Source organism: Aquabacterium sp. NJ1 (assembly GCF_000768065.1).
GTDB lineage: Bacteria > Pseudomonadota > Gammaproteobacteria > Burkholderiales > Burkholderiaceae_C > Aquabacterium.
In genome coordinates, this window is record NZ_JRKM01000001.1 from 3,450,400 (window position 1) to 3,475,487 (window position 25,088).

25 protein-coding genes are annotated in these 25,088 nt (G+C 64.3%); 16 read left to right on the forward strand and 9 right to left on the reverse strand.

From position 1 onward, the window contains the following. Positions 1 to 41: 41 nt before the first annotated feature. Together JY96_RS14815 and JY96_RS14820 are read right to left on the reverse strand one after the other, a co-directional pair. Positions 42 to 659 (reverse strand): hypothetical protein, encoded by a 618-nt coding sequence (locus JY96_RS14815; protein WP_035038576.1) that lies wholly within the window; start codon positions 657 to 659, stop codon positions 42 to 44. A gap of 138 nt (positions 660 to 797) precedes the next feature. Next, the gene (locus JY96_RS14820) at positions 798 to 2,096 is read right to left on the reverse strand and encodes an MFS transporter (protein ID WP_052162959.1); all 1,299 of its coding nucleotides are present in this window, start codon (positions 2,094 to 2,096) and stop codon (positions 798 to 800) included. Positions 2,097 to 2,243: 147 nt separating this feature from the next. On the opposite strand from JY96_RS14820, the gene cyoA reads away from it, so the two are divergent. The 7 genes from cyoA (at position 2,244) to JY96_RS14855 (ending at position 9,193) form a co-directional block, all read left to right on the forward strand. Then, entirely contained in the window at positions 2,244 to 3,338 is a 1,095-nt protein-coding gene (cyoA, locus tag JY96_RS14825) for a ubiquinol oxidase subunit II (RefSeq protein ID WP_081961284.1), read from the forward strand. 57 nt (positions 3,339 to 3,395) lie between these two features. Continuing rightward, positions 3,396 to 5,396 carry a cytochrome o ubiquinol oxidase subunit I gene (cyoB, locus tag JY96_RS14830; RefSeq protein ID WP_035038578.1) on the forward strand — a complete coding sequence of 667 codons (2,001 nt, stop codon included), beginning with the start codon at positions 3,396 to 3,398 and terminating at the stop codon, positions 5,394 to 5,396. 26 nt (positions 5,397 to 5,422) lie between these two features. Continuing rightward, the gene (cyoC, locus tag JY96_RS14835) at positions 5,423 to 6,040 is read left to right on the forward strand and encodes a cytochrome o ubiquinol oxidase subunit III (RefSeq protein WP_052162564.1); all 618 of its coding nucleotides are present in this window, start codon (positions 5,423 to 5,425) and stop codon (positions 6,038 to 6,040) included. 125 nt (positions 6,041 to 6,165) lie between these two features. Further along, on the forward strand, positions 6,166 to 6,540 hold the full coding sequence (cyoD, locus tag JY96_RS14840; RefSeq protein ID WP_035038580.1) for a cytochrome o ubiquinol oxidase subunit IV: 375 nt from the start codon (positions 6,166 to 6,168) through the stop codon (positions 6,538 to 6,540). Then, the gene (locus tag JY96_RS14845; protein ID WP_200883520.1) at positions 6,537 to 7,322 is read left to right on the forward strand and encodes an SURF1 family protein; all 786 of its coding nucleotides are present in this window, start codon (positions 6,537 to 6,539) and stop codon (positions 7,320 to 7,322) included. The genes cyoD and JY96_RS14845 overlap by 4 nt, the downstream gene beginning before the upstream one ends. Next, the gene (locus tag JY96_RS14850) at positions 7,319 to 8,650 is read left to right on the forward strand and encodes an ATP-binding protein (protein ID WP_035038582.1); all 1,332 of its coding nucleotides are present in this window, start codon (positions 7,319 to 7,321) and stop codon (positions 8,648 to 8,650) included. Before JY96_RS14845 ends, JY96_RS14850 begins: the two co-directional genes overlap by 4 nt. Before the next feature lie 6 nt (positions 8,651 to 8,656). Then, a complete protein-coding gene (locus tag JY96_RS14855; RefSeq protein ID WP_035038584.1) occupies positions 8,657 to 9,193 on the forward strand; it encodes a response regulator transcription factor in 537 nt (178 codons plus the stop codon). Positions 9,194 to 9,215: 22 nt separating this feature from the next. Here JY96_RS14855 and JY96_RS14860 read toward each other — a convergent pair whose 3' ends face one another. Further along, positions 9,216 to 9,629, reverse strand: coding sequence for a hypothetical protein (locus tag JY96_RS14860; RefSeq protein WP_081961285.1), 414 nt, complete (start codon positions 9,627 to 9,629; stop codon positions 9,216 to 9,218). Positions 9,630 to 9,964: 335 nt separating this feature from the next. On the opposite strand from JY96_RS14860, the gene JY96_RS23630 reads away from it, so the two are divergent. Genes JY96_RS23630 through JY96_RS14875 form a run of 3 tightly spaced genes read left to right on the forward strand, consistent with a single transcriptional unit; the run spans position 9,965 to position 14,266 of the window. Then, entirely contained in the window at positions 9,965 to 12,454 is a 2,490-nt protein-coding gene (locus JY96_RS23630) for a PAS domain S-box protein (protein ID WP_052162565.1), read from the forward strand. 24 nt (positions 12,455 to 12,478) lie between these two features. Beyond that, complete coding sequence (locus JY96_RS14870; protein ID WP_035038586.1) at positions 12,479 to 13,285, forward strand: protein-glutamate O-methyltransferase CheR; 807 nt, start codon at positions 12,479 to 12,481, stop codon at positions 13,283 to 13,285. A gap of 48 nt (positions 13,286 to 13,333) precedes the next feature. Then, positions 13,334 to 14,266 (forward strand): class I SAM-dependent methyltransferase, encoded by a 933-nt coding sequence (locus JY96_RS14875; RefSeq protein WP_035038589.1) that lies wholly within the window; start codon positions 13,334 to 13,336, stop codon positions 14,264 to 14,266. A gap of 13 nt (positions 14,267 to 14,279) precedes the next feature. On the opposite strand, the gene JY96_RS14880 is transcribed toward JY96_RS14875, so the two are convergent. Beyond that, positions 14,280 to 14,747, reverse strand: a complete 468-nt coding sequence (locus JY96_RS14880) for a hypothetical protein (protein WP_035038591.1) — start codon at positions 14,745 to 14,747, stop codon at positions 14,280 to 14,282. A gap of 365 nt (positions 14,748 to 15,112) precedes the next feature. Between JY96_RS14880 and JY96_RS14885 the strand changes: the two genes are divergently transcribed. Together JY96_RS14885 and JY96_RS14890 are read left to right on the forward strand one after the other, a co-directional pair. Further along, positions 15,113 to 16,639: a PAS domain-containing methyl-accepting chemotaxis protein gene (locus tag JY96_RS14885; RefSeq protein WP_235333939.1), complete on the forward strand. Its 1,527-nt coding sequence runs from the start codon at positions 15,113 to 15,115 to the stop codon at positions 16,637 to 16,639. A gap of 42 nt (positions 16,640 to 16,681) precedes the next feature. Then, positions 16,682 to 16,906, forward strand: a complete 225-nt coding sequence (locus JY96_RS14890) for a VF530 family DNA-binding protein (protein WP_035043028.1) — start codon at positions 16,682 to 16,684, stop codon at positions 16,904 to 16,906. A gap of 27 nt (positions 16,907 to 16,933) precedes the next feature. On the opposite strand, the gene JY96_RS14895 is transcribed toward JY96_RS14890, so the two are convergent. Further along, complete coding sequence (locus tag JY96_RS14895) at positions 16,934 to 17,773, reverse strand: alpha/beta hydrolase (protein WP_035038593.1); 840 nt, start codon at positions 17,771 to 17,773, stop codon at positions 16,934 to 16,936. 84 nt (positions 17,774 to 17,857) lie between these two features. Between JY96_RS14895 and JY96_RS14900 the strand changes: the two genes are divergently transcribed. Both JY96_RS14900 and JY96_RS14905 read left to right on the forward strand, forming a co-directional pair. Further along, positions 17,858 to 18,358: a GNAT family N-acetyltransferase gene (locus JY96_RS14900; protein ID WP_035038595.1), complete on the forward strand. Its 501-nt coding sequence runs from the start codon at positions 17,858 to 17,860 to the stop codon at positions 18,356 to 18,358. 102 nt (positions 18,359 to 18,460) lie between these two features. Next, positions 18,461 to 19,672 (forward strand): MFS transporter, encoded by a 1,212-nt coding sequence (locus JY96_RS14905; protein ID WP_035038597.1) that lies wholly within the window; start codon positions 18,461 to 18,463, stop codon positions 19,670 to 19,672. A gap of 53 nt (positions 19,673 to 19,725) precedes the next feature. Here the strand turns inward: JY96_RS14905 and JY96_RS14910 are convergent, their stop codons facing one another. After that, the gene (locus JY96_RS14910) at positions 19,726 to 21,369 is read right to left on the reverse strand and encodes an isovaleryl-CoA dehydrogenase (RefSeq protein WP_035038599.1); all 1,644 of its coding nucleotides are present in this window, start codon (positions 21,367 to 21,369) and stop codon (positions 19,726 to 19,728) included. Between the two features lie 123 nt (positions 21,370 to 21,492). Between JY96_RS14910 and JY96_RS14915 the strand changes: the two genes are divergently transcribed. Further along, positions 21,493 to 22,056, forward strand: coding sequence for a TetR/AcrR family transcriptional regulator (locus JY96_RS14915; protein WP_235333941.1), 564 nt, complete (start codon positions 21,493 to 21,495; stop codon positions 22,054 to 22,056). Here the strand turns inward: JY96_RS14915 and JY96_RS14920 are convergent, their stop codons facing one another. Next, the gene (locus tag JY96_RS14920) at positions 22,057 to 22,737 is read right to left on the reverse strand and encodes a PEP-CTERM sorting domain-containing protein (RefSeq protein WP_035038603.1); all 681 of its coding nucleotides are present in this window, start codon (positions 22,735 to 22,737) and stop codon (positions 22,057 to 22,059) included. It abuts the gene before it with no gap. A gap of 130 nt (positions 22,738 to 22,867) precedes the next feature. Between JY96_RS14920 and JY96_RS14925 the strand changes: the two genes are divergently transcribed. Beyond that, the gene (locus tag JY96_RS14925) at positions 22,868 to 23,530 is read left to right on the forward strand and encodes a chloramphenicol acetyltransferase (RefSeq protein ID WP_035038605.1); all 663 of its coding nucleotides are present in this window, start codon (positions 22,868 to 22,870) and stop codon (positions 23,528 to 23,530) included. Here JY96_RS14925 and JY96_RS14930 read toward each other — a convergent pair. Together JY96_RS14930 and JY96_RS14935 are read right to left on the reverse strand one after the other, a co-directional pair. Next, a complete protein-coding gene (locus JY96_RS14930) occupies positions 23,505 to 24,386 on the reverse strand; it encodes a hypothetical protein (protein WP_035038607.1) in 882 nt (293 codons plus the stop codon). The two genes, JY96_RS14925 and JY96_RS14930, sit on opposite strands and share 26 nt — an antisense overlap. 44 nt (positions 24,387 to 24,430) lie before the next feature. Next, positions 24,431 to 25,018 (reverse strand): NnrU family protein, encoded by a 588-nt coding sequence (locus tag JY96_RS14935; protein ID WP_035038609.1) that lies wholly within the window; start codon positions 25,016 to 25,018, stop codon positions 24,431 to 24,433. Positions 25,019 to 25,088: the final 70 nt, after the last annotated feature.

A 25,088-nucleotide genomic window follows, 5' to 3' on the forward strand; every position in this document is an offset into this window, starting at 1 on the left:
AATGTGGCCTGAATCTTACGGTGACAGGGGCGCCGCTCGGGCTAACTGCCCTGGTTCATCAGCTCGAAGATTTCCACGGCACTGATGCGGCGGCATTGCTCGCGGTCGTGGATGTCGCTGGTGTCGAAGAAATAGGCGTATTGCAGGTAGACCTCGGCCTGTTGTTCAACGATTTCCCAGGCCCGGCACGATGCAGGGTCGGAGATCTCGTCACGCATGGCATCGCGTTCGGGTTTGGTGGCCAGGTACTCGGCCAGGGCCTCTCGCGTGCGGTGGTAGTGCACGCGGTCGGGCAGCGGCAGGCCACTGCTCATGTAGCCGCAGCACATCATCTGTTCCAGGTCGTCGTAGACCTTGGCGCGGTCCGCCATCTCCTGGGCGCGCCGCTTGGCGTTGTCGTGCTCGAAAAGCTGTTGCCACTCGGGCGTGCCCTTGGTGTGCAGGGCATCTTCGGCCATCTGCAGGAACTGCGCCTGCCGGATCCGCATCTCCTGCGCCAGCACGCCGGGGGTCTGGTTGGAGGGGGTGTTGGGCACCTCCACGCGCTCACCGTTGTCCAGGTACTGGTAGACCAGAAAGGGCGACTGTGCCGCGTCCTCACCCGCGGGCATGGCCAGCTTGTGGGGGCGTGTCTTGTCGATGCTGTCGGCGCGTGTCATCACAGTGAGGCTTGGGGACCAGTTCGGTCCAGCCCAAGCTTAGTTGAGCTGGACCTGGCTGTGAGGAGGCCCGGCGCATGGCCGGGCCACAACCGTGCAAATTGAACGGCCTTGCCCGTTGATCTCGGTCGCGTACGCTCAGTCGCGCACGGCCGACAGGCTCTTGTTGACGCGCAGGGCCAGCAAGGTGGCCACGGCACCGGTCATCATGTAGACGCTCACGGCGAGCAGACCAAAGTGCATGGACAGCCCCAGCGCGATCAGCGGGGCAAACGCGGCGCCCAGCAGCCAGGCCAGGTCCGCCGTCAGGGCCGCGCCTGTGTAGCGGAACTTGGGCAGGAAGTTGGAGGTCACCGAGCCCGCGGACTGGCCGTACGACAGCCCCAGGAGCACGAAGCCGATCAGGATGAAGGCGTCCTGCCCGATGGCGCCGCCGTCGATCAGCCAGGGGGTCACCACACTGAAGGCCGCGATCGCGATGGCCAGCGTGCCCAGCGTGCGACGGCGTCCGATCTTGTCGGCCATGATGCCCGAGAGCGGCATGGCGATGGCACACAGCACGGCGCCCACCAGCTCGATGGACAGGAAGCGGCCAATGGCCTGACTGGCGTGCAGGGCCACCCAGGACAGTGGGAACACCGTCACCAGGTGGAAGAGGGCGTAGCTGGCCAGGGCGGCGAATGCGCCGATCACCACATTGAGGCCCTGTTCCTGGAACAGCTCCTTGGGGTTGCAGGGGTCCAGCTCGTGGGCGTCCAGCTCGCGTTCGTATTCATGGGTCACGACCAGCCGCAGCCGCGCAAACAGGCCGACCACGTTGATGGTGAAGGCCGTGAAGAAGGGGAAGCGCCAGCCCCAGCTCAGGAAGTCCTCGGTGGACAGGCTGCCCCACAGGTAGGCAAACAGCCCGCTGGCCAGGATGAAGCCCAGCGGCGCGCCCAGCTGGCCCAGCATCGCGTACCAGCCCCGTCGGCTTTCCGGCGCGTTGAGCGCCATCAGCGAGGGCAGGCCGTCCCAGGAGGCGCCCAGCGCCAGGCCCTGGCCGATGCGGCACAGCGTCAGCATCGAGATGGCGACCCAGGCGCCGGATGTTTCGCTGCCTGGCAGCAGGGCCATGCCCACGGTGGAGCTGCCCAGCAGGAAGAGGGCGGCCGTCAGCTTGGTGCTGCGCCCCCATTGCTGCTGGATGGCCATGCCCACCAGGGTGCCGATGGGGCGCACGACGAAGGCCAGCGCCAGCAGCGTGAAGGCGAACAAGGTGCCTTGCAATCGGTCAACGAAGGGAAAGAAGAGCGCCGGGAAGACCAGCACGGACGCGATGCCGTAGACGAAGAAGTCGAAATACTCGGATGCCCGTCCGATCACCACGCCCACCGCAATGTCGCCCGGCGCGACAGAAAGCGATTCGATGGGGGGCGCTTCAGGAGCATTTTTCATGATGTGAATTGCATGGGTGCCTGCAGTACTCATATCGGTGGTCTCCTGGTGCATTGGACAAAATGTCCAATGGTTGATCCACCTCAATCAAGATACATTCGGGCCCGCTGCACAACTCTCGTTTTCCCGCCCGCGCGGGTAACCCTGATGTACCCTTCCCGTCCGTCCCGTCGACCCTTGGCCCTTCTGGGGCTCCTGGGCGCCACAGCCGCGCTGTCCGGCTGCAACTTCGTCGTGATGAAGCCACATGGCGACATCGCCCGGCAACAGGCTGACCTCATCGTCACCTCGACCCTGCTGATGCTGCTGATCATCGTTCCGGTGATCGTGCTGACGCTGTTTTTTGCCTGGCGGTATCGCGCTTCCAACACGTCTGCCACGTACACGCCCGATTGGGATCACTCCACCCGTCTGGAATTGATGATCTGGGGCGCGCCGCTGCTGATCATCATCGCCCTGGGTGCGATCACCTGGATCAGCACGCACAAGCTCGACCCCTACCGCCCGCTGGACCGCATCGACGCCGAGCGCGCCGTACCGGCTGACGTCAAACCCCTGGTGGTGGAAGTGGTGGCCCTGGACTGGAAGTGGCTGTTCATCTACCCCGAGCAGGGCATTGCCACCCTCAACGAGCTGGCCGCCCCGGTTGACCGCCCCATCCAGTTCAAGATCACCGGCTCCAGCGTGATGAACGCGTTCTACATCCCCGAGCTGGCCGGCATGATCTACGCCATGCCCGGCATGGAGACCAAGCTGCACGCCGTGATCAACAAGCCCGGTGTCTACCAGGGCATGTCGGCCAACTACAGTGGCGGCGGCTTCTCGGACATGCGCTTCAAGTTCCATGGCTTGTCCAACGAGGACTTCGAGCGCTGGGTCGCCAGCAACAAGGCTGAAGGCCAGCCCCTGGACCGCGCCGGCTTCCTGAAGCTGGAGCAGCCCAGCTCGCGTGATGGGGTGCGCCGTTACGCCAGCGTGGACGCCGCCTTGTATGACGCCATCCTCAACCGTTGCGTGGACGCCAGCAAGATGTGCCTCAACCAGATGGCGGCCATTGATGCACGGGGTGGTCTGGGCAAGGGCAGCGTGAGCGGCCTGACCAAGCAAACCTGGCGCACGGCCGACGGCATGCAGGAGCGCATCGTGGTGGCGGCGCAGTGCACGCCGGTCAACACACGCGGCACTGCCACCTTGGCCTCTTCCGTGATGGCACCTGCCCGCACGGAAATCGCCCAGCCCTGAACTGAATCCCGCGCGGCCCTTTGAAGGGTTGCGCTTCACGCTCTTGCGAGATCGAAGATGTCCCCCGAACTCAGCCAATTGATCTTCGGACGCCTCAGTCTGGAGGCCATTCCGTACCACGAGCCCATCCTGGTTGCCACCTTCGCCGCTGTGGCCCTGGGTGGCCTGGGCGTGCTGGCCCTGCTCACCAAGTTCCGCCTGTGGGGCCCGCTGTGGCGCGACTGGATCTGCAGCATCGACCACAAGAAGATCGGCATCATGTACATCGTGATGGGCCTGATCATGCTGCTGCGTGGTTTCGCCGATGCGGTGATGATGCGCGCCCAGCAGGCCATGGCCTTTGGTGACAACGCCGGCTTCCTGCCGCCGCACCACTTTGATCAGGTCTTCACCGCCCACGGCGTGATCATGATCTTCTTCGTGGCCATGCCCCTGGTCACGGGTTTCATGAACTACGTGGTGCCGCTGCAGATCGGTGCGCGCGACGTGGCCTTCCCCTTCCTGAACAACTTCAGCTTCTGGATGACGGCCGGTGGCGGCATCCTGGTGATGGTGTCGCTGTTCATTGGTGAATTCGCCAAGACCGGCTGGCTGGCCTACCCGCCGCTGTCGGGCCTGATGCAATCGCCTGACGTGGGGGTGGACTACTACCTCTGGTCACTGCAGATCGCGGGTATCGGGACGACGCTCTCAGGTATCAACCTGATCGCCACCATCATCAAGATGCGCGCGCCCGGCATGACCATGATGAAGATGCCTGTCTTCACCTGGACCTCGCTGTGCACCAACGTGCTGATCGTGGCCTCCTTCCCCGTGCTGGCCGCCACCCTGGCGCTGCTGACGGCTGACCGCTACCTGGGCACCAACTTCTTCACCAACGACATGGGCGGCAACCCCATGCTGTACGTGAACCTGATCTGGATCTGGGGCCACCCCGAGGTCTACATCCTGGTGCTGCCCGTGTTCGGCATCTTCTCTGAAGTGGTCTCCACCTTCAGCGGCAAGAAGCTGTTCGGTTATGCCTCCATGGTCTATGCCACGGTCGTGATCACGATCCTGTCCTACCTGGTGTGGCTGCACCACTTCTTCACCATGGGTTCGGGCGCGAGCGTGAACTCCTTCTTCGGCATCACGACGATGATCATTTCGATCCCGACGGGCGCCAAGATCTTCAACTGGCTGTTCACGATGTACCGTGGCCGCATCAAGTTCGAAGTGCCCATGCTGTGGACGGTGGGCTTCATGATCACCTTCGTGGTGGGTGGCATGACCGGCGTGTTGCTGGCCGTGCCGGCCGCCGACTTCGTGCTGCACAACAGCCTGTTCCTGATCGCGCACTTCCACAACGTGATCATTGGTGGCGTGGTGTTCGGCCTGTTTGCCGGCATCAACTTCTGGTTCCCCAAGGCCTTCGGTTATCGCCTGGATGCCTTCTGGGGCAAGGTCTCCTTCTGGTGCTGGTTCATCGGCTTCTGGGTGGCCTTCACCCCGCTGTATGTGCTGGGCCTGATGGGCGTGACCCGCCGCATGAACCACTTCGATGACCCCTCGCTGCAGATCTGGTTCCAGATCGCTGCTGTGGGCGCGGGCATCGTGGCACTGGGCATTGGCGCCTTTGGCGTGCAGCTGCTGGTCAGCTACCTCAAGCGCGACCAGCTGCGTGACGAAACCGGTGACATCTGGGGTGGCCGCACCCTGGAGTGGTCGACCGCTTCGCCCCCGCCCGACTACAACTTCGCGTTCACGCCCATCGTGCATGACAACGATGCCTGGCATGACATGAAGCAACGTGGCGCCAAGCAACCGATGGTCGGCTTCAAGTCCATCCACATGCCCAAGAACACGGCCTCCGGCTTTGTGATCGCGATGCTGGCCACCGGCACGGGCTTCGCGCTGATCTGGCACATGTGGTTGTTTGCCGGCCTGGGCTTCGTCGCCACCATCGCCGCCGCGATCGTGCACACCTTCAACTACGACCGTGATTTCTATATCCCGGCCGATGAAGTGGCCCGCTCCGAGCAAGCTCGTGCAGGCAGCTCGATGGCCTCGGCGGCCTGATCGAACAAGGTAGTAAACACAACACCATGGCTATCGCATCTACGCATGTAAACGGGGCGCCGGTCTTCTACGACAACGGCGACCACCACCCTCAGCAAGGCACGCTCCTGGGCTTCTGGCTCTACCTGATGAGCGACTGCCTGATGTTCGCGGTGCTGTTCGCCGTGTACGCCGTGCTGGGTCACAGCTACGCGGCCGGCCCCTCGGGTGCCGACCTGTTTGACCTGCCGCTGGTGGCGGTCAACACGGCGCTGCTGCTGTTCTCGTCGATCACCTATGGCTTTGCCATGATCGCGATGCAAAAGGGCAGCAAGGGCGGCGTGCTGGGCTGGCTGGCCATCACCGGCCTGTTCGGCCTGGGCTTTTTGAGCCTGGAACTCACCGAGTTCGCGCACCTGATCCACGAAGGCGCGGGCCCCTGGCGCAGCGGCTTCCTGTCCTCGTTCTTCACGTTGGTGGGCACACACGGCCTGCACGTGACCTTCGGTTCCATCTGGCTGGTTACGCTGATGGTGCAGGTGAGCAAGCTGGGCCTGACGCCCGAGAACAAGCGCCGCCTGATGTGCCTGTCGATGTTCTGGCACTTCCTGGATCTGATCTGGATCGGCGTGTTTACCTTCGTTTACCTGATGGGCACGATTTAAGGACCACCCCCTACGGCCTTCGGCCGCCCCCTCAAGGGGGCAACGCTGACGGACCGGCGAAGCCGGATCCGTGGCGTTCGCTGGGTCAGGGCCAAGGCGCAGTCTGGTACGTATTGGAGTTATTTATGGGTCAACATTCTCACGACGACCACCACGAAGAAGGCGGCTACCACGCCACCTACAAGGGCTACCTGATCGGCTTCCTGCTGTCGGTCGTGCTCACGGCCATCCCGTTCTGGCTGGTGATGGGCAAGGTGCTGCCTTCGCCGCGTGTCACGGCTTTCGTGATCCTGGGTTTTGCCGCCGTTCAGATGATCGTGCACATGATCTATTTCCTGCACTTGAACGCCAAGGTGGAAGGCGGCTGGTCGCTGCTTGCCATGGTCTTCACCGTGGCTTTGGTTGTGATCATGTTGTCGGGTTCGATCTGGGTGCTCTACCATCTCAACACGAACATGATGCCCAGCATGGACCCTGCGGCCATGCGCAACATGCCGTGACCCTGACCAAGCAGCAACATACCCCCCGCTCAAGCAGAACGCTGGCCGCGATTTTCATCGCGGCCGCTTTTGCTTTGGCGGGCTTCTTGTCCCTGGGCGTCTGGCAGGTCGAGCGTCTGGCCTGGAAGGAGGCACTGCTGGCCCGCGTGGCGCGGCATGTGCACGCGGTGCCTGCGCCTGCACCTGGGCCGGCTGACTGGCCGCATCTGCAGCGCGAGGCGGACGAATACCGGCGCTTGAGCGTGCGTGGCCGTTTCGCCCATGAACGTGAAACGCTGGTGCGGGCCAGTACCGAGTTGGGATCGGGCTACTGGGTGCTCACGCCGCTGCAAACGGATCAGGGCTTCTGGGTGCTGGTCAACCGGGGCTTCGTGCCCACCGAGATGAGTGCACGTGCCGCGCGGCAGACACCCGAGCCGGTTGGCGAGCAGACGGTGATCGGCCTGCTGCGCCTGTCCGAGCCGGGCGGCAGCCTCTTGCAGAAGAACGATGCGGTACATGGCCGCTGGTATTCGCGTGATGTCCCGGCCATGGCGGCGGCGCAAGGCCTGAGCGCTCAGGCCGTGGCGCCTTATTTCATCGATGCGGTTGTGCCGGACGGGCAGGGCGCCGATACCAGCTGGCCACGGCGTGGCCTGACCGTCCTGCAGTTCAGTAACAACCACCTGGTGTATGCCTTGACCTGGTTTGCGCTGGCAGCCATGACGGCGGGCGCCATGGGCTACCTGGTGGCCGACGAGCGGCGCTTGCGCCGGTTGAGCGGGCAGCGCAACAAACCATGATCAGCCCGCTCGCCGCGCTTCCCGCCGAGCCTGTCTCACCCACGGGTGACGTGGCTTTGGCGCCGGAGCGGCTGGCGCACAGCAACAACCTGCTGCAGCTGATCCAGATGCGCTGGCTGGCCGTGGCGGGCCAGTTGTTCACCATCCTGATCGTCGAGTTCGTGCTGGGCATGTCCCTGCCGGTCATCGAGATGGTCACGCTGCTGGCGGTGCTGGCGGTGTTCAACATCGCGAGCTGGTTGCGCCAGCGCCTGGCCCTGCCGGTGAGCAATGGCGAGTTGTTCGCGGGTCTGCTGGTGGATGTGGGTGTGCTGACCTGCCAGTTGTATTACTCGGGCGGCAGTGCCAACCCTTTCATCTATCTGTACCTGCTGCAAGTGGCCGTGGGTTCGGTGCTGCTGCGGCCCATCTACACCTGGGCCATGGTGCTGGTCACCAGCCTGTGTTTCGTGGCGCTCACGCAATGGCATCGTCCGCTGGCCTTTCCGGATGTGGGTGGGCCCGCGCCGTCTGCACACTATGTGGGCGGCCTGCTGGCGTGTTTCCTCATCAACGCGTCGCTGCTGGTCATCTTCATCGGGCGCATCGGGCGCAATCTGCGGCAACGCGACGCGCGCCTGGCCGATTTGCGCCAGCGTGCCGCAGAAGAGGAGCACATCGTCCGAATGGGGCTGCTGGCATCGGGCGCGGCGCACGAACTGGGCACGCCGCTGGCCACGCTGTCGGTGATCCTGGGCGACTGGGCCCGCATGACGCCGTTTGCGGCCGAGCCCGAGTTGCGCGAAGAGATCGAGCAGATGCAGGTGCAGGTCAGCCGCTGCAAGTCCATCGTCACCGGCATCCTGCAATCGGCTGGCGAGACGCGTGGCGAGGCGCCTGAAGAAACCACCTTGCACGATTTTCTGGATGAGCTGGTGGAAGAGTGGCGCCAGACCCGGCCGGTCAAAGAGCTGATTTTCGACCGCCACAACTTGCCCGACGTGCCTTTCATTGCCGACACCGCACTGCGGCAGATGATCGACAACGTGCTGGACAACGCGCTGGAGGCCGCACCACAAGGCCTGTTGCGCGTGCAGGCCAGTTGCGAGGACGACACCTTGACCCTGCGCGTGCAAGATCAAGGGCCGGGCTTCACACCGCAGATGCTGCAGCGCTTTGGCAAGCCGTATGAATCGAGCAAAGGCCGGCCTGGTGGTGGGCTGGGCTTGTTCCTGTCGGTGAACGTGGCGCGCACGCTGGGTGGGCGCATCGAGGCGCACAATCGCCCGGGCGGTGGGGCCGAAGTGGTCATCACGCTGCCATTGGCATCGCTGATGACCTCAAAATAACGCCCCATGCAAGCCCAACGCCAACTGCTCATCGTCGAGGACGATGACGCCTTCGCCCGCACCTTGGCACGCTCCTTCGAGCGCCGGGGTTACGAGGTGCTGCGCGCGTCCTGCCTGGCCGAGGTGAAGGGGCTGCTGCAAACGCATCGCCCGGCTTATGCCGTGGTGGACCTCAAGCTGGCCAGTGGTGACTCAGGCCTCGCTTGCGTGCAAGACCTGCAGGCCCATGACCCCGACATGGTGATCGTGGTGCTGACGGGGTACGCCAGCATCGCCACGGCGGTGGAGGCGATCAAGCTGGGCGCGCGCCACTACCTCGCCAAGCCGGCCAACACCGATGACATCGAAGCGGCGTTCTCGCGGGTCGAGGGTGACACCGATGTGGAGTTGACCGAGCGGACGACCTCGATCAAGACGCTGGAGTGGGAGCGCATCCACGAAACGCTGGCCGAGACCGGCTTCAACATCTCCGAGACGGCCCGGCGCCTGGGCATGCACCGCCGGACCCTGGCCCGCAAGCTGGAAAAGCAGCGCGTGAAGTGAGCCTGCGCGACCAGCGGGCTGATCAGTAGGTGGACATGGGCGTTTTGCCCGCTGCCGGGGTGCTGCTGGCCGACGCCGTTGATGGCACGACGTGCCAGACACCGTTGCGGCCATCGCCATTGCGGTCGCCCGCCTTGGTGTCGCCGGCGAAGTAGTACAGCGGCTTGCCATTCCAGGCCCATTGCTGCGCGCCATCACGCTCGAAGCGACTGGCCTCGGGGGCGAGCTTGGCATCCGCTGCGGGCGCCGCGGTGTAGGCTGGCCAGTTCTGGGCGCAGGGCCCTTGGCAACTGCTCTTGCCGGGCTGGTCTTTGTCAAAGGTGTACAGCGTGCGGCCACTTGCATCGGTCAGGATGCCGCCCTGCATCACGGGTTGCGCGTGTGTGGCCGTGGTCATGATGAGCCCACAAAGGATCAGCAAAGGCAAGCGTTTCATGGTGCATTCCTGGTTTTGAATGGTTGGTCATGCCATCGGATGGCGCGGTCAGGCTGAAGTCGACGAATATTCTGATGCTGACCCTCGCCGCCAGCAATAACCCTTTTGTAATCAGGTATTCAAGCTGTTTCACTGGATACCGTGGAGGGTTTGAATCCCCCTTTCTTGCGTGAAAAGTAGCTCCCTTTCAGAGAAATTAAAGTCAATCCGCTGGTGCTTCTGACGAAACTCCTGACTGAGGTGGAACGGGTTTGCCTGGATTTGCCTCCCGCCATTGATTGGCGTTTCGGCGTATTCAACTTTTCGTTCGGTGTCTCAAAGGGATCGGAATCACCATGAGCCAAGCCCAAGCCTCCTTGCTCGCACGCCTGTTTGCGCGCGCCCCATTGAAACAGGCCGCAGAAGCCTTGCAGCAGCAGACACAAGCACGAGCGGAGGCCGAGGCCATGCTGGCGGCCGTGAACAGATCGCAAGCGGTGATCGAGTTCAAGCTGGATGGCACCGTTCTTCACGCCAATGACAATTTCCTGAAGACCCTGGGTTACCAGCTCGATGACATCAAGGGCCGGCACCACAGCATGTTTGTCGAACCCAGCTACGCAGCCTCGCACGAGTACCGCGCCTTCTGGGACAGGCTCAACCGGGGCGAGTTCGATGCGGGCGAATACAAGCGCATCGGCAAGGACGGCAAGGAAGTCTGGATCCAGGCCTCGTACAACCCCGTGCTGGACGCGCAAGGTAAGCCCATCAAGGTAGTCAAGTACGCCACCGACATCACCCAGGCCAAGCTGCGTGCCGCCGATTTCGAAGGGCAGCTCAATGCGGTTGGCAAGGCGCAGGCGGTGATCGAGTTCGGCCTGGACGGCAAGATCCTGCACGCCAACGACAACTTCCTGAACACGCTGGGCTACTCGCTCAGCGAGATCGTGGGCCAGCACCATTCGATGTTCGTCGACCCGGACTTTCGCAACAGCGTGGACTACCGCCTGTTCTGGGAAAAGCTCGGGCGTGGCGAGTACGACGCGGGGCAGTACAAGCGCCTGGGCCGGGGCGGCCGTGAGGTCTGGATCCAGGCTTCGTACAACCCGATCCTGGACATGAACGGCAAGCCCTTCAAGGTGGTCAAGTACGCCACCGACATCACGCAGGCCAAGCTGCAGGCTGCCGACTTCGAAGGCCAGCTCAAAGCCATCAGCAAGGCGCAAGCGGTGATCGAGTTCAGCCTGGACGGCAAGATCCTGCACGCCAACGAGAACTTCCTGAGCACGCTGGGCTACACGCTCAGCGAGATCAAGGGCCAGCACCATTCGATGTTCGTCGACCCGGACTTCCGCAACAGCGTGGACTACCGCCTGTTCTGGGAAAAGCTCGGGCGTGGCGAGTACGACGCAGGGCAGTACAAGCGCCTGGGAAAGGGCGGCCGTGAGATCTGGATCCAGGCCTCGTACAACCCCATCATGGACATGAACGGCAAGCCCTTCAAGGTGGTCAAGTACGCCACCGACGTGACGGCCGAGGTCCATGCCAACAACATGTTGAGGCAGGCTGTGGAGCAGGCTCAGCACGTGACCAGCGCCGCCAAGGATGGCGACCTGAGCCAGCGCATCCCGCTGGAAGGCAAGAGCGGCCCGATCGAGACCCTGTGCTCGGGCGTGAACGTGTTGATGGAAACCACCGCGGTGATCTTTGATGATGTGGGCCGTGTGTTCGGCGCCCTGGCCGAGGGCGACCTGACCCAGCGCATCACGCGGGATTACAGCGGCACGTTTGACCAGGTCAAGCGCGACGCCAATGCCACCAGTGAAAAGCTGGCCGCCATCATTGCCGATGTGGGGCGCGTGTTCTCGGGCATCGCCACCGGTGACCTGACGCAGCGCATCACCCGTGATGCACAAGGCACCTTCGAGCAAGTGAAGAACGACGCCAATACCAGTTGCGACACGCTGGCCGGCATCATCCAGGAAGTGCGTGCGGCCGCCGATGCGCTGACGGGCGCGGCCACGCAGGTCAGCAGCACGGCGCAGGCCCTGTCGCAATCGGCCACGGAGCAGGCTTCGTCGGTGGAAGAGACCACCGCGTCCATCGACCAGATGTCGGCCTCGATCACGCAGAACAGCGAGAACGCCAAGGTGACCGACAGCATGGCCTCCAAGGCCAGCACGGAAGCGGGCGAGGGCGGGCATGCGGTGACGCAGACCGTGGACGCCATGAAGCAGATCGCGCAGAAGATTTCCATCGTGGACGACATTGCCTATCAGACCAACCTGCTGGCCTTGAACGCGGCCATCGAAGCGGCGCGTGCGGGCGAGCATGGCAAGGGCTTTGCCGTGGTGGCCGACGAGGTGCGCAAGCTGGCCGAGCGCAGCCAGGAAGCCGCACAAGAGATCGGTGACCTGGCTGGCAACAGCGTGTCGACCGCCGAGCGCGCCGGCAAGCTGCTGGGTGAGATCGTGCCCTCGATCCAGAAGACCAGCGACCTGGTGCAGGAGATCGCCGCCGCCTCGCAAGAGCAGAGCCAATCGGTCGCGCAGATTGGTGGGGCGATGGGGCAATTGAGCAAGGCCACGCAGCAAAATGCATCGGCATCTGAAGAGCTGGCCGCCACATCGGAAGAGCTCTCAGGCCAGGCCGAGCAGCTGCAGCAGGCGGTGGCCTTCTTCAACCTGGGCCAGGGCAATGCATCCAGCATGAAGGGCCGGCCTGATGCCTTCAACGGTGCGGATCGCCGCGCGCCCAACTCACCCATGCGCACCCTGAACAAGGTTGAGCCCGCCGCACCGAAGATGGCGGCAACCGGCACGCACGGCAACTTCCGTCCGTATTGATCGAGCAGGCAGGAGGGCTGGCGTATGGAGGCGCTGCGTGACGACACCTTTCACCGCATCACGAACCTGATGCATGCGGAGATCGGGCTGTCCTTTGCCGAGAGCAAAAAACCGCTGGTGACATCCCGGCTGTCGGCGCGCGTCCAGCGGCTGGGCCTGCACAGCTTCGACGAGTATGTCGACCTGATCTCGGGGCATGAAGCGGGCGGCGAGTTCCAGATGGCCGTGGACTTGCTGACCACCAACGAGACCTACTTCTTTCGTGAGCCCGCGCACTTTGATCTGCTGGCACGCGAGGTGATGCGGACCAAACCGCGCCGGCTGTCGGTGTGGAGCGCAGCCTCATCGTTTGGCGACGAGGCCTACAGCATCGCGATGCTGCTGGCCGACTTGCAATCGCAAGGGCGCATGGGTGCCGACTGGTCGGTACTGGGCACCGACATCAGCGACCGTGTGCTGCGCAGTGCCAGCACGGGCATCTACCCGGCTGAGCGCTTGCGCCATGTGTCCACCGAGCGGCTCAAGCGCTACTGCCTGCGTGGCGAGGACGAATCCGAAGGCCTGGTGCAGATCCAGGATCGCTTGCGCGAACACGTGCGCTTTGGCCAGCTCAACCTGTGTCAGGACGCCAGCTGCGTGGGGCCCTTTGACGTGGTCTTCCTGCGCAATGTGCTGATCTACTTTGACGCGGCCACCAAGCGCGCCGTGGTCGATCGCGTCCTGGGGCGGCTGCGGCCAGGCGGCTTGTTCTTCATCGGCACGGCCGAAGGGCGCGCACCTTGCACCACACCGTTGCAGCCATTGGCACCAGGGGTCTTTCGCAAGGCATGATGTGGGCCGGGCACCATCCCGCCCGGTTCATTTTTGACGCCTGACCCCATGCAAGCCTTGCTGCAAGCCATCGCGACGATGGCCATGCCCCTCGACGCCCAGCGTATCTTCCACGGACGGGGCGGCCTGTACCCCGGCAGCGAACAATGGGTGCTGGACGCCTTCCCGCCCGTCTGGGTGCTGACCAGCTTCGGGCCGGTCACGGATGAAGCCCTGGCCACCATCGAGGCCGCACTGACGGTGCGCTGGCAGCAGCTCGCCCCTGATCAGCCTTTGAACTGGGTCTTCCAGAGCCGGTATGAAGGCCAGGCCGAGACCCGCCTGATGGCCGGCGAGGTGCCCCAGCCGCATGTGGTGAGCGAACAGGGCGCGCGCTATCGGGTGCATGTGCTCAAGGGCCAGAACCATGGCCTGTTTCTCGACATGGCCGAGGGCCGGCGCTGGGTGCGCGAGCATGTGGCGGCTCGCCCCGGCATCAAGGTGCTCAACCTGTTTGCCTACACCTGTGCCTTTTCGGTGGTGGCCCTGCAGGCCGGCGCGCGGCACGTGCTCAACCTGGACATGAGCGATGGCGCGCTGGCCATCGGCAAGCAGAACCACGCGCTCAACGGCCTCACGGATGGCGCCAGCTTCATGCCGCACGATGTCTTCAAGACCTGGGGCAAGATCACGCGCATCGGCCCTTATGACCTGATCATCGTGGACCCGCCCAGCTACCAGAAGGGCAGCTTCGTGGCCACCAAGGACTACGCCCGCCTCATGCGGCGTCTGCCTGATCTGCTGATGCCGGGTGGCTATGCGTTGTTGTGCCTGAACGCGCCCGAGCTGGATCTGGCCTTTTTGCAGGATCAGATGCGTGAGCTGGCCCCCGAGCTGACGTTCGAGCAAAGGGTGGCCAACCCCGCTGTGTTCGCCGACGTGTCACCCGAGCGTGCGCTCAAGGTGCTGGTCTACAAGGCTCCGGCCTTGCCGCCTGCCTGATGCGTGTGAAGCCTCAAGGCTTGGCTTGGGTGGCCTGGGCTTCTTTTTCCAGCAGCCTGTCCACCCGTGCGCTGGCGCGGTTCTTGACGATGAAGCGCTCCAGCCCGCTCACGTCTTCCATGAGCTGCTCGGCCTGCGTCACGCAGGAAGCCAGGCGTTTGGCCTGATCGCGCTTGCTCAGTTGGCTCCAACGTTTTTCGGCGGCCTTGAGCATCTCGTCGGCTGCGGGGTTGCGCAGGCCGCGCCGGTAAGCCACGCCGATGTAGACAAAGCCCAGTTCGGTGTCGTGCAGGATGGCCTGGTTGCGGGCCTCTGATCGGGGTTGCGCCTTGCGCTCGATCACACGCGCTTCGAACGCGGCCGCGCAATCCGCTGCTTCCAGGAAAAAGGGGTTGGGGGGCGCGGAGGCCGCCTCACTTTGCGCCGCAGCAGTGTGGCCCAGCAGTGCCGCGCAGGTGACGATGACAAGGTGTCTGAACATGGTTTGACTATGTCACAAGCCGGATCGCCCATGCCCCAGCGCAGGTTGTGATGCCTGATATTTACAAGCCCTTTCGATCATAAATAATTAATAAAATCATTTATTGATATTCGTGGCGAGATTCATATTCCTTATGAATGGGTAAACCGGTCTGAAGCGATAAATAGTGGCCATTTCAGTCAGTAATCGCACCAGCTGCTTTCTGGCATCACACCTAGACTTGGTCCTCAAGAGACCTTCCCGCATTCATTCATCCAATCTGGGCAGCACGTCCGGCTTCTGGCCGTTTGCCCGTCAGGCAGTCCATGCGCAGTAATTTGCCCATCCTTGATGAGGCCTTCCCTTTCCCTGTTGGTGAATCTCTGGTGTCCACGACCGACCTCAAGGGCCGGATCACCTATTGCAACCCGGCTTTCATCCACGTCAGTGGCTACACGCGCGAGGAATTGCTGGGCCAGCCGCATAACCTGATTCGTCACCCCGATATGCCGGCCGAGGCGTTTCGGGACATGTGGGCCACGATCCAGTCCGGGCAGCCCTGGACGGCCTTGGTCAAGAACCGCCGCAAGGACGGTCGCTACTACTGGGTGCGGGCCAATGTGACGCCGCTGATCGTGGATGACAAGCCCGTGGGCTACATGTCCGTGCGCACGGCCCCTTCCGCGGCGGACATCGCGCAGGCCGGGCAGTTGTATGCCCGCTTGAACGCGGATGCGCAGCGCGCTGACAAGCAACTGGCGCTGCGTTGCGGGCATGTGATTCGCCTCGACTGGGTGGGGCGTGTGCGCGCCCTGTTCAACCTGGACCTGGCGGGGCAGTTGACACTGGCGGCGGTGATCCTGGCTTCGCTGTCTTTCCTGATGGGGGCGGTGGCCGCGGGAGGCCTGTCCTTGCTGCAGGGGTGGGCCAGCCTGATGGCCAGTGTGGTGCTGATCGGCCTGGTGTCGCTGGGGCGTGCGGCTTTCGTGCGCGTCGCCTTCAGCCCGATCAAGGGCTTGCTGCGTTACGCCAACGTGCTGGCGGCGGGCGACCTGTCGGTCACCTGCCACTCGGATCGTGCCGATGTCATCGGGCAGTTCACCCGCTCGCTCAACCAGTTGCAGGTCAACCTGCGGGCCATCGTGCGTGACGCGCGCACCGAGGTCGACCACATGCTCGTGTCGACCCAGGAGATCGCGCAAGGCAATCAGGACCTGTCGGCCCGCACCGAGTCTCAGGCCAGCAGCCTGGAGCAGACCACCGCATCGATGGAGCAGATCACGGGCACGGTTCGCCAGAGCGCCGATACCGCCGAGCACGCCGCCAGCCTGGCTGTGCAGACCACGTCCATGGCGCAGCAGTGCGATCATGCCGTGGGTGACCTGACACAAACCGTGGTGGACATGGAGGCCTCCTCCAAGCGCATCAACGACATCATCCAGGTGATCGACAGCATCGCCTTCCAGACCAATATCCTGGCCTTGAACGCAGCGGTTGAAGCGGCACGTGCGGGTGAGCAGGGCCGTGGCTTTGCGGTGGTGGCGGCCGAGGTGCGCGCCTTGTCGCAGCGCACGGGCAATGCGGCCAAGGAGGTTCGGCAGCTGATCACCGTTTCTGGTGAGAAGGTGCTGGCATGCAGTGAACTGAGTGGCTCGGCACGAGGCGCCATGCAGCACGCGCTGCAGTCGGTCGACAGCATGGGCACCCTGGTCGCCGAGATCAGCCATGGGGCGAAAGAGCAGCTCACGGCGATCTCGCAGGTGAACACGGCCGTGACGCAGCTGGAAGACATCACGCAGCAGAACGCGGCGGCGGTCAACCAGATTGCTTCTTCCTCTTCGTCGCTGGCCGAGCGTGCACGCGTGCTGGCCGAAGCGGTCAAGGTGTTCCGGCTGGAAGCGTCTGCGCATTGAAGCCTGCGAGGGGTTGCCGCCATTTTGTGGCATGGTGTTGGCATGAACGACCAGCCCAACAACCCCTTGCATGGCGTCACCCTGGCGCGCATGGTGGAAGACCTCTCTGACTACTACGGGTGGGAGGAGCTGGGACGGCTGATCCCGGTTCGCTGCTTCACCTTCGAACCCAGTGTGTCTTCCAGCCTGAAGTTCCTGCGCAAGACGCCTTGGGCGCGTGAGAAAGTCGAGGCGCTCTACGTGCACACCTTGCGGCTGACGCGCTAAGCGGAGCCGGCCTGGCGCGGTGCCAGGTCACAGGCCTTGCAACTGGGCCATCAAGGCCTCGGTATAGGCTGGCAACTGATGGATGTCGCCATGGCCTGCCTGCGGGAAGCGCAGCAACACGGCCTGCGGCTTGATGGCCTGGAGTTGCTCTGCGTGCGCGATGGGGATCAGGGTGTCGCGCTCACCATGGAAGATCACGACCTTGGCCTGGACATCGGGCAGCCAGCGATCGGTGTGCAGCGGGTAGCGCAACACGGCGCCGGGCACCCAGGGGTAATGTGCCTGGGCCATGGCCTCGATGCTCGTATAGGGCGAGACCAGCAGCAACAGATCGGTGGGCACTTGTGTGGCCAGGTAGGTGGCCAGGCCTGAGCCGAGCGAGCGGCCGAAGATCACGTGCTTGAGTCCCTGGTATTCGGGGGCCACCTGTTGCCAGGCGCGCATCACGTCGTCCAGCAACTGGGCTTCGTCCTCCATGTGGCCTGAGCTTTTGCCATAACCCCGGTAGTCCAGCATGAACAGGTCGTAGCCGCTGCGCCGCCAGAAGTCCGCATTGGTGAACCAGGTGGCCACATTGCCCGCGTTGCCGTGCAGATAGAACACGATGCCGCGCGTGTGCCGTTGGCCATTGACCAGGGGCTGGCGCAGGTGCAGAGCGTGCAGGCGCGCGCCGGGCACGTTCACCCACTCTTCCTGGGTGTCTGCTTCATGGAAGGTGTGGTCCTGGGCCAGCACCGTGGGCACGAACAAGAGCTTTTCTTGCCTGGACCAGATGTAGCCCACGGCAGCGGCCCAGCACAGGACGGGCAGCAGCACGAGCGCCAGCGCCAGGCGCCGAAACCAGCGAGAAGAATAAGTGGTGGACACGTGTGAGGTCTGTGATCGGTTGTGGGCTCTTTATGCCACAGTGCGTCAGGGGATCGAGCCCCATGATCAAAAACGCAGGATGGTATGAACCTTCGGATTCGGGATTTTCAGCCGGCAGACAAGGACGCCGTGGACACGCTGGTGCGCGAAGCGTGGCTGGAGTTGGCACCCATCATGCCGGGCTGGCATGAGCTGGCGCCGCGCCTCACGGCCTTGACGCAGCATGCGGACCACAGCGAGGTGCTGGTGGCCGAGCGGGGCGGCCGGCTCATCGGCGCAGTGGGCTATGTGGGGGCGAATCAGCCTCGCCCCGATTTCTTCGCGCCGGAGTGGCCCATCGTGCGCCTGTTGTCGGTGGCGCCGTTCGGGCGTGGTGCCGGCGTGGGCCAGCGCCTGCTGGAAGAATGCATCGCGCGTGCGCAGCGTGACCATGCGCCTGCGCTGGCCTTGCACACCACGCCAGTGATGGCCAGCGCGCAGCGCTTGTATGCGCGGGCAGGCTTCGAGCTGGAACGCACGCTGCCCGATATGTATGGCGTGCCGTATGTGCTGTTGCTCAAGAGGCTGAACGAGCCGGCTGCTTGAGCATGCGGCAAGAGTCCCGTGTGCGGCAAGGTTGATCCGAAGCCCGTATGCTGGCTGGCTTGGCAGGCCATTCGTCGATGGCTGCAAGCACGTTGGTGAACCATGTTGATGTCTCATTTGCGCGAGCTGTTCGCGCAGACGCAGTTCGTGCGTTTCTGGGTGTCTCGTCTGGCCGGGATCATGGCCAACCAGATGTTGATGGTGGCGGTGGGTTGGCACATGTACGACCTCACCGCCAGTGCGTGGGACCTGGGCATGGTGGGCCTGTTCCAGTTCGTGCCCGCGCTGGTGATGACCTTGCCGGCCGGGCAGGTGGCCGACCGCTTCAACCGGGCGCGCATCTTCGCCGCTTGCATGCTGACGCAGGGGGGTGTGGCCTCCTTGCTCTTGTGGGCCACGTTGTCGGGTCATGCTTCGCGTGAGCTGATCCTCGGGCTGTCGGTGGCGCTGGGCCTGGCTCGGGCCTTCCAGATGCCGGCGCAGCAGGCACTCACGCCCTTGCTGGTGCCACGCCATTTGCTGCAGCGGGCCATTGCCGTGAGCTCCAGCGGCATGGAGGTGGCGGTGATTTCCGGGCCGGCCCTGGGTGGCTTGCTCTACACAACGGGCGCCAGCACCGTGTATGTGACCTGCACGGCGCTGCTGCTGTTGGCCTTCACGCTGGCCGTGTTGATTCGCTATGACTTCGTGCCCGCACGCAAGGCCAGTTCATGGGGCGATGTTTTTGCCGGCCTGCACTTCGTGTGGCAACGCAAGGTGCTGCTGGGCGCCACCTCGCTGGACTTGTTCGCCGTCTTGCTGGGTGGGGCCACGGCCTTGTTGCCCATCTATGCCAAGGACATCCTGCACACCGGGCCGATGGGGCTGGGGCTTTTGCGGGCGGCACCGGCCGTGGGTGCCTTGAGCATGTCGCTGGTGCTCACGCGCTGGCCGCTGGACCGCAAGGTGGGCCCCAAGCTGTTGATGGCCGTGGGCGTGTTTGGCCTGGCCACCTTGGTGTTCGGCCTGTCGTCGAGTTTCTGGTTGTCCATGGTCGCGTTGGCCGTGACCGGGGCGGCCGACAACGTGAGTGTGGTCACGCGGCTGACGCTCACACAGCTTGAAACACCCGACGAGATGCGGGGCCGGGTGGCCGCCGTCAACTCGATCTTCATTGGCGCCTCCAATCAGCTGGGCGAGTTCGAATCGGGCGTCACGGCCGCCGCGTTCGGGGCGGTGGGCTCTGTGGTGCTGGGCGGTGTCGGCTCCATGCTGATCGCGCTGGCCTGGACCAGACTGTTTCCGGATCTGGCCAAACGTGATCGCATGACGTGATGGGCGCCCATGTGAGCCATCAAGGCGCCACGCGGTCGCGAACGGTGCCTGCTTCAGCCCGGGTAGGCGCGCTGCAGGATGGCGTCCACGGCCAATGAGCGCGTGTCGATGCTGCCCACCACGCGGCCCCATTGCGGATCCAGCCTGGTCTGGATGAAGGCATCGGCCACTTGACTGGGCGCATGGCGCTGCAGCAGGCAGGCCTGGGCCAGCAGCACCAGGCGCTCGGCAAAGCGGCGGCCCAGGGCTTCGAGCTGCTCAGGCGGTTCCTTGAGCATGTCCAGCAAGCCTTGTCGCGCGGCCTTGAGCCGGGCATCGCCGCCCATGCCTTGGGCCAGGTCGTCCAGCAAGGCCATGGCCGCGGCAGGCTCCTTGCTGATGGCGCGCATCACATCCAGGCACATCACATTGCCTGAGCCTTCCCAGATCGAGTTGACGGGTGCTTCGCGGAACAGGCGGCCCATCACACCCTCGTCCACATAACCATTGCCACCGAAGATCTCCATGGTCTCGCCGGTGAGCTCGACCGCGCGCTTGCAGACCCAGAACTTGGCAGCCGGCGTCATCACGCGCTTCCAGGCCTTTTCGACTGGGCTGTCGTCGCGCTCGTAGGCCTGGGCCAGGCGCATCATCAGCACCACATTGGCTTCGTTTTCCAGCGCCAGGTCGGTGAGCACGGCGCGCATCAGGGGTTGGTCCACCAGCAGGCGACCGAAGGCCTTGCGTTGACGGGCATAGGCCAGGCCTTGCACCAGGCCCTGGCGCACCATGCCGGCGCTGCCCACCACGCAATTGAGCCGCGTGTACGTGGCCATCTCGATGATGGTGGGGATGCCGCGGCCGGGTTCGCCCATCAGGATGCCGTGGGCGTCCTTGAACTCGACTTCGCTGCTGGAGTTGCTGCGGTTGCCGACCTTGCCCTTGAGGCGTTGCACTTCGACGGGGTTCTTGCTGCCATCGGGGCGCCAGCGTGGCACGAAGAAGCAGCTGGGGCCGCCCTCGGCGGTGCGTGCCACCACCAGGTGGGCATCGCACATGGGCGCGGAGAAGAACCACTTGTGGCCGCGCAGGGTGTATTCACGCTCGCCCTGGCCGGTGGGCGTGGCCAGGGTGGTGTTGGCGCGCACGTCCGAGCCGCCTTGTTTTTCCGTCATGCCCATGCCGATCCAGATCGATCGTTTGCTGGCCAAGGGCAGGTCGCGCGGGTCGTAGTCCGGGCTGAGCAACTGATCCTTCATGGCCGACCACAGCGCGGGTTCACGCTGGATCAGGGGAATGGCGGCCTGCGTCATCGTGGCGGGGCACAGCGTGCCGGCTTCGACCTGACCATGCATGTAGAAGCCCGCGGCCCAGGCCGCCCATCGGCCCTGGCGATCATCTGCAAAGGGCATGGCGATCAGGCCTTGCCCGCGGTACAGCGCCATCAGGCCGTGCCAGCTGGGGTGAAAGTTCACCTGGTCCACCCGGCGCCCGCGGGCGTCAAAGGACTTCAACTCGGGCGTGTAGCGGTTGGCCTGGTCAGCCAGGGCATAGGTTTCCGCCTGGCCCAGCGTGGCACCATAAGCCTGGAACTGTGGGGCGAAGTCGGATGCCCCGGCACGTTCCAAGGCTTCCCGCAGGGGTGCATCGGTGTCGAACAGGTTGTAGTCTTGCAGCTCGTCGAACTGGTTCGTGATCTCGTGCGTTTGCCAGGTCATGGGTCGTCTCCATCCAGCCCTTGGGGCTTGTCTTGCATGCCAGCCAGTCTAGGAAAAAAGCCTGCCTCAGGTGTTCGGGTTTCAGCAGCCACACGGCGCAAGCCGCGGCAGGCGCGGGCGCGCGTGAGTTCGGAGGCCTTGCAGGAGGCCTTTGTTCGGGTTTTGATGGATCGCGGTTATGCCGGGGTGACCATCCGCGAAGTGGCGGCCGTGGCCGGCGTGGGCGTGGGCACCTTCTACGAGTACGTGGCCAACAAGCAGGCACTGGCCGCCTTGACCATCCACATGCGTGTCAAACGGTTGGCACAGGCCATGGGGGCGTACGTGCAGGCGCACCAGGGGGCGCCCATGCTGGCGCTGGTGCAGGGCCTGATCGACGCACAACTCGGCCTGGTGATGGACGAGGGGGCGGTCTGGGCCGCGCTGTTCATGCTGGAGCGCCAGGTGTCCAGCCCTGATGCCTACCGCAAGCACTACGACCAGTTCGTGGCGCTGTGGGCGCAGGCCTTGTCGGCGTCTGCCCAAGCGCCAGCGCCAGAGCGGGTGCCGGTGGTGGCGCGCATGGTGCACACCATGGTGTATGGCTGGGTCACACAGAGCCTGCTCACGCAGGGGCCCGAGCTGGACAGGGCCGCACTGCACGCCGAGGTGCAGCGGGCCGTGGGGGCCTATCTGGCGGCCTTGTGATCAGGCGCGGGGCTGGCGCAGCTTGCGGGCTGCGAACAGGCCGCCCATGGCCAGGCCTCCTTGCAGCAGCAGGGCCAAAGAGGTGGGCTCGGGTACCACCGACACATTGGTGATGGCCGCGTTGAACGTGTATTCGTCGTGGGTCGAACCCAGTTCGCTGCCGCTGTCCTTGCTCAGGAAGACCTGACCGCCGCCGCTCGTGGCCGCTTGTTGCGCTGCAAACAGCGCGAAGGCGCTGGACGAGTCCAGCAGCGGGGTGGCGTCCGTGGTGGCCTCGAACGAGAAGGTGAACGCATCGGTGTGGCTCACGCCTTCTTGCGACCAGGCATTGCTCAGGTCCAGCGAGAGACCATATGTGCCGCCGAACTGGTAGAGCGAGCCAATCTGCTGTGCTTCCGTGTCACTGGGGTGGGCGCCATCCAGATGCAGCTCGGCCGTGTAGGTGGGCGCAAAGGTGGTGGTGGCGCCGTCGGTCAGCAGCGGGGTGCTGTCATCGAAGGTCAGCAAGAGGTAGCCCGACTCGGCCAGGCTGGGCGACAGGGCCGCGCCCGAAGCCTGCTGCAGCGTGAAGTCGATGCGCAGCGGCGCCGACGATTGCGCCTGGGCCTGACCGGCTGCAAACAGCAGGGGCAGGGCAAGGATGCTGCCCGACTGGATGACTTTGCTGGTAAAGGCTCGCATGCTGGTCTCGTGTTGTGTGTTGTTGATCGTTTGTCGTTGAATTGTTGCATCCGACGTGCCGGAGCGACCTCCCTCAAGTCGGTGTAGATTGGGGCGATTTCCTGAGCGAACCCATCAGCAGAGAGCCCCGATGCCGCCCTCCAAGCGCCCGATCGACCTGAACACCTATGCCCGCGCGGACATCCTGCGCGCCTTCAACAGCCGCTTGCTGCCGCAGTTCAGCACCACGTGTGAGGTGGAGGTGACCGGCATCAAGCGGCAGGCCGAGGCCGCGGGCGTGTCGTTTTTCGTGGCCTTGAGCCATGCGGTGTCCAGTGCGGTCAATGCGGTGCCCGAGTTGCGCCACCGCATGATCGATGGCGTGCTCTACGAGTTCGAGCGTGTGGACCCGGGCTACACCGTGGCGCGCGAGGGCGACCTGTTCAGCTTCTGCGACGGCGAGCACACCTCCGACTTCGGCCGCTATTGCGAAGAGACGCAGCGCCGCATGGACGCCGTCAAGCGGCAGCCCGATCTGAGCGTGGGCGAGAAGCACCACATGTTCTTCATCACCAGCATCCCCTGGTTCAGCTTCACGGCGTTCACGCACCCGTATGACCCGGTCTACGGCTACATCCCGGTGATCACGCTGGGGCAGTACACCGAGCGGGCCGGCGCCGTGGTGATGCCCGTGGCCGTGCAGGTGCACCATGGCGTGGTCGATGGCCTGCACGTGGGCCGCTTCTATGCAAAATTGAATGAGCTGAGCCGCCAGGCGGCGTCATGGCTCAAGCTGGGGCCTGATCGGGCTTGATCGTTTCACCGAGCTGGGCTTGGGCATCGGCCAGGTCATCAGGCCGCCATGGCGTGGACTTGGCCAGCGCCATCCAGACAGGAAAGGGCAAGGGGCGGTGGACGTGTCGGGCGGGCCGCACTTGCTCAAGCTGCCCGGTGTCGATGTCGCCATGCACCACCCAGATGCCGAAGGCTTCGGGGATCTCGTTGGGCTTGGCGATGCCGGCCGGGAACACGTAATAGCAGGCGCCACCCAGCCACTGATAGGCCTCGCGCTTGGCCGCATGGCGCAGGTCGGACAGCAAGTCAGCGCGGCTGACCTTGATCTCGTGCACGACGGGCTGAAGGTAGGCCTCGACCGAGGTATGGCGCACCGAGAACACATCGGGGCGGGCCATGCGCCAGCTGCCTGTGGATTCAGGCGCCGGGGTGGTGGCTGCGGCTTCCAACGGCCACAAGCCCGGATCAGGCAGGGCTTCTGAGGCCACCCATGCGGGATCGGCGGCGGCTTGTTCGGGCGCCTGAACATGGGCTTGAACGTGGGCCTGAACATGGGCTCGCAAGGCCAGCTCCAGCCAGACCAGCCGGCCCGCATCGACCAGTTGCCGCGCCACGCGCTGCGCCAGCCGTTCGTGCCGGCTCATCGCGCGCAGATTGCGCTGCCGACTGGCGGCCAGTGCTTCGAAGCCCGAAGGACTCAGGCGCAAGGTGTCACGGCCGGCTTCGTCCGTGTGGGCCTCGATCAGGCCCGCGGCCAGCAGATCCAGCTCGATCGGGTCACGGCAAGGCCAGCCCGCCGAGCGCCAGATCTTCATCAGGCGCGACAGATGGGTGCGTCCCAGTGTCCAGGATGGGTCGTGAGAGGCGTGCTCCATAACTGTATAAGTATACAGTTACGAGGCTGCCGAGCCGGCATCAATCAGCCCGCGCGGGCCATGGGCGCCACGCCGATCAAGGCCTGGTGGCCCCAGAAGGCAAAGGCCGCCCAGGCCACCACGCCCACCACCACGGTGAGCGCCGTCCCGATGGTATTGCCGCTGGGGTAGGTGGTGCCAGCGGCACGGTCGCGTTGGCGCGAACTGCGGAAGTCGAGGATGGCCCAGACCAGGAAGGCGGCGAACAGCACCACGTCGGCCAGCTTGCCATTGGCCAGCAAGTGCGCCAGCGCCCAGACCTTCACCGCCAGGATCATGGGGTGATGCAGGCGGGCCTTGATCGCATTGCCCGGCACATAGGCGGCAGCCAGGAAGACAAACGAGATCAGCACCAGCAGCGCGGCGATGTGGCGCATGGCCACCGGAGGTGTCCACAGCACTTCAGGCTGCAGGCGTGCCTGACCGAAACCCCAGACCATCAAGGCGAAGCCGGCGATCGACACCAGCGAATACAGCCCCTTCCAGGGCAGCTCGCCGATGCGCGCGCGCATGTGCGTGCGCCAGCCCTCGGCCACGATGCGCACGGAGTGCACGCCCAGAAAGACCACCAGACCCAGAATCAACCACGTCATCGCCAAGCCCCAAGCAAAGATCAGTGAAGGGCCCATTATGGTTGTTTCGCGTCCACCACCGGGCGCAGTA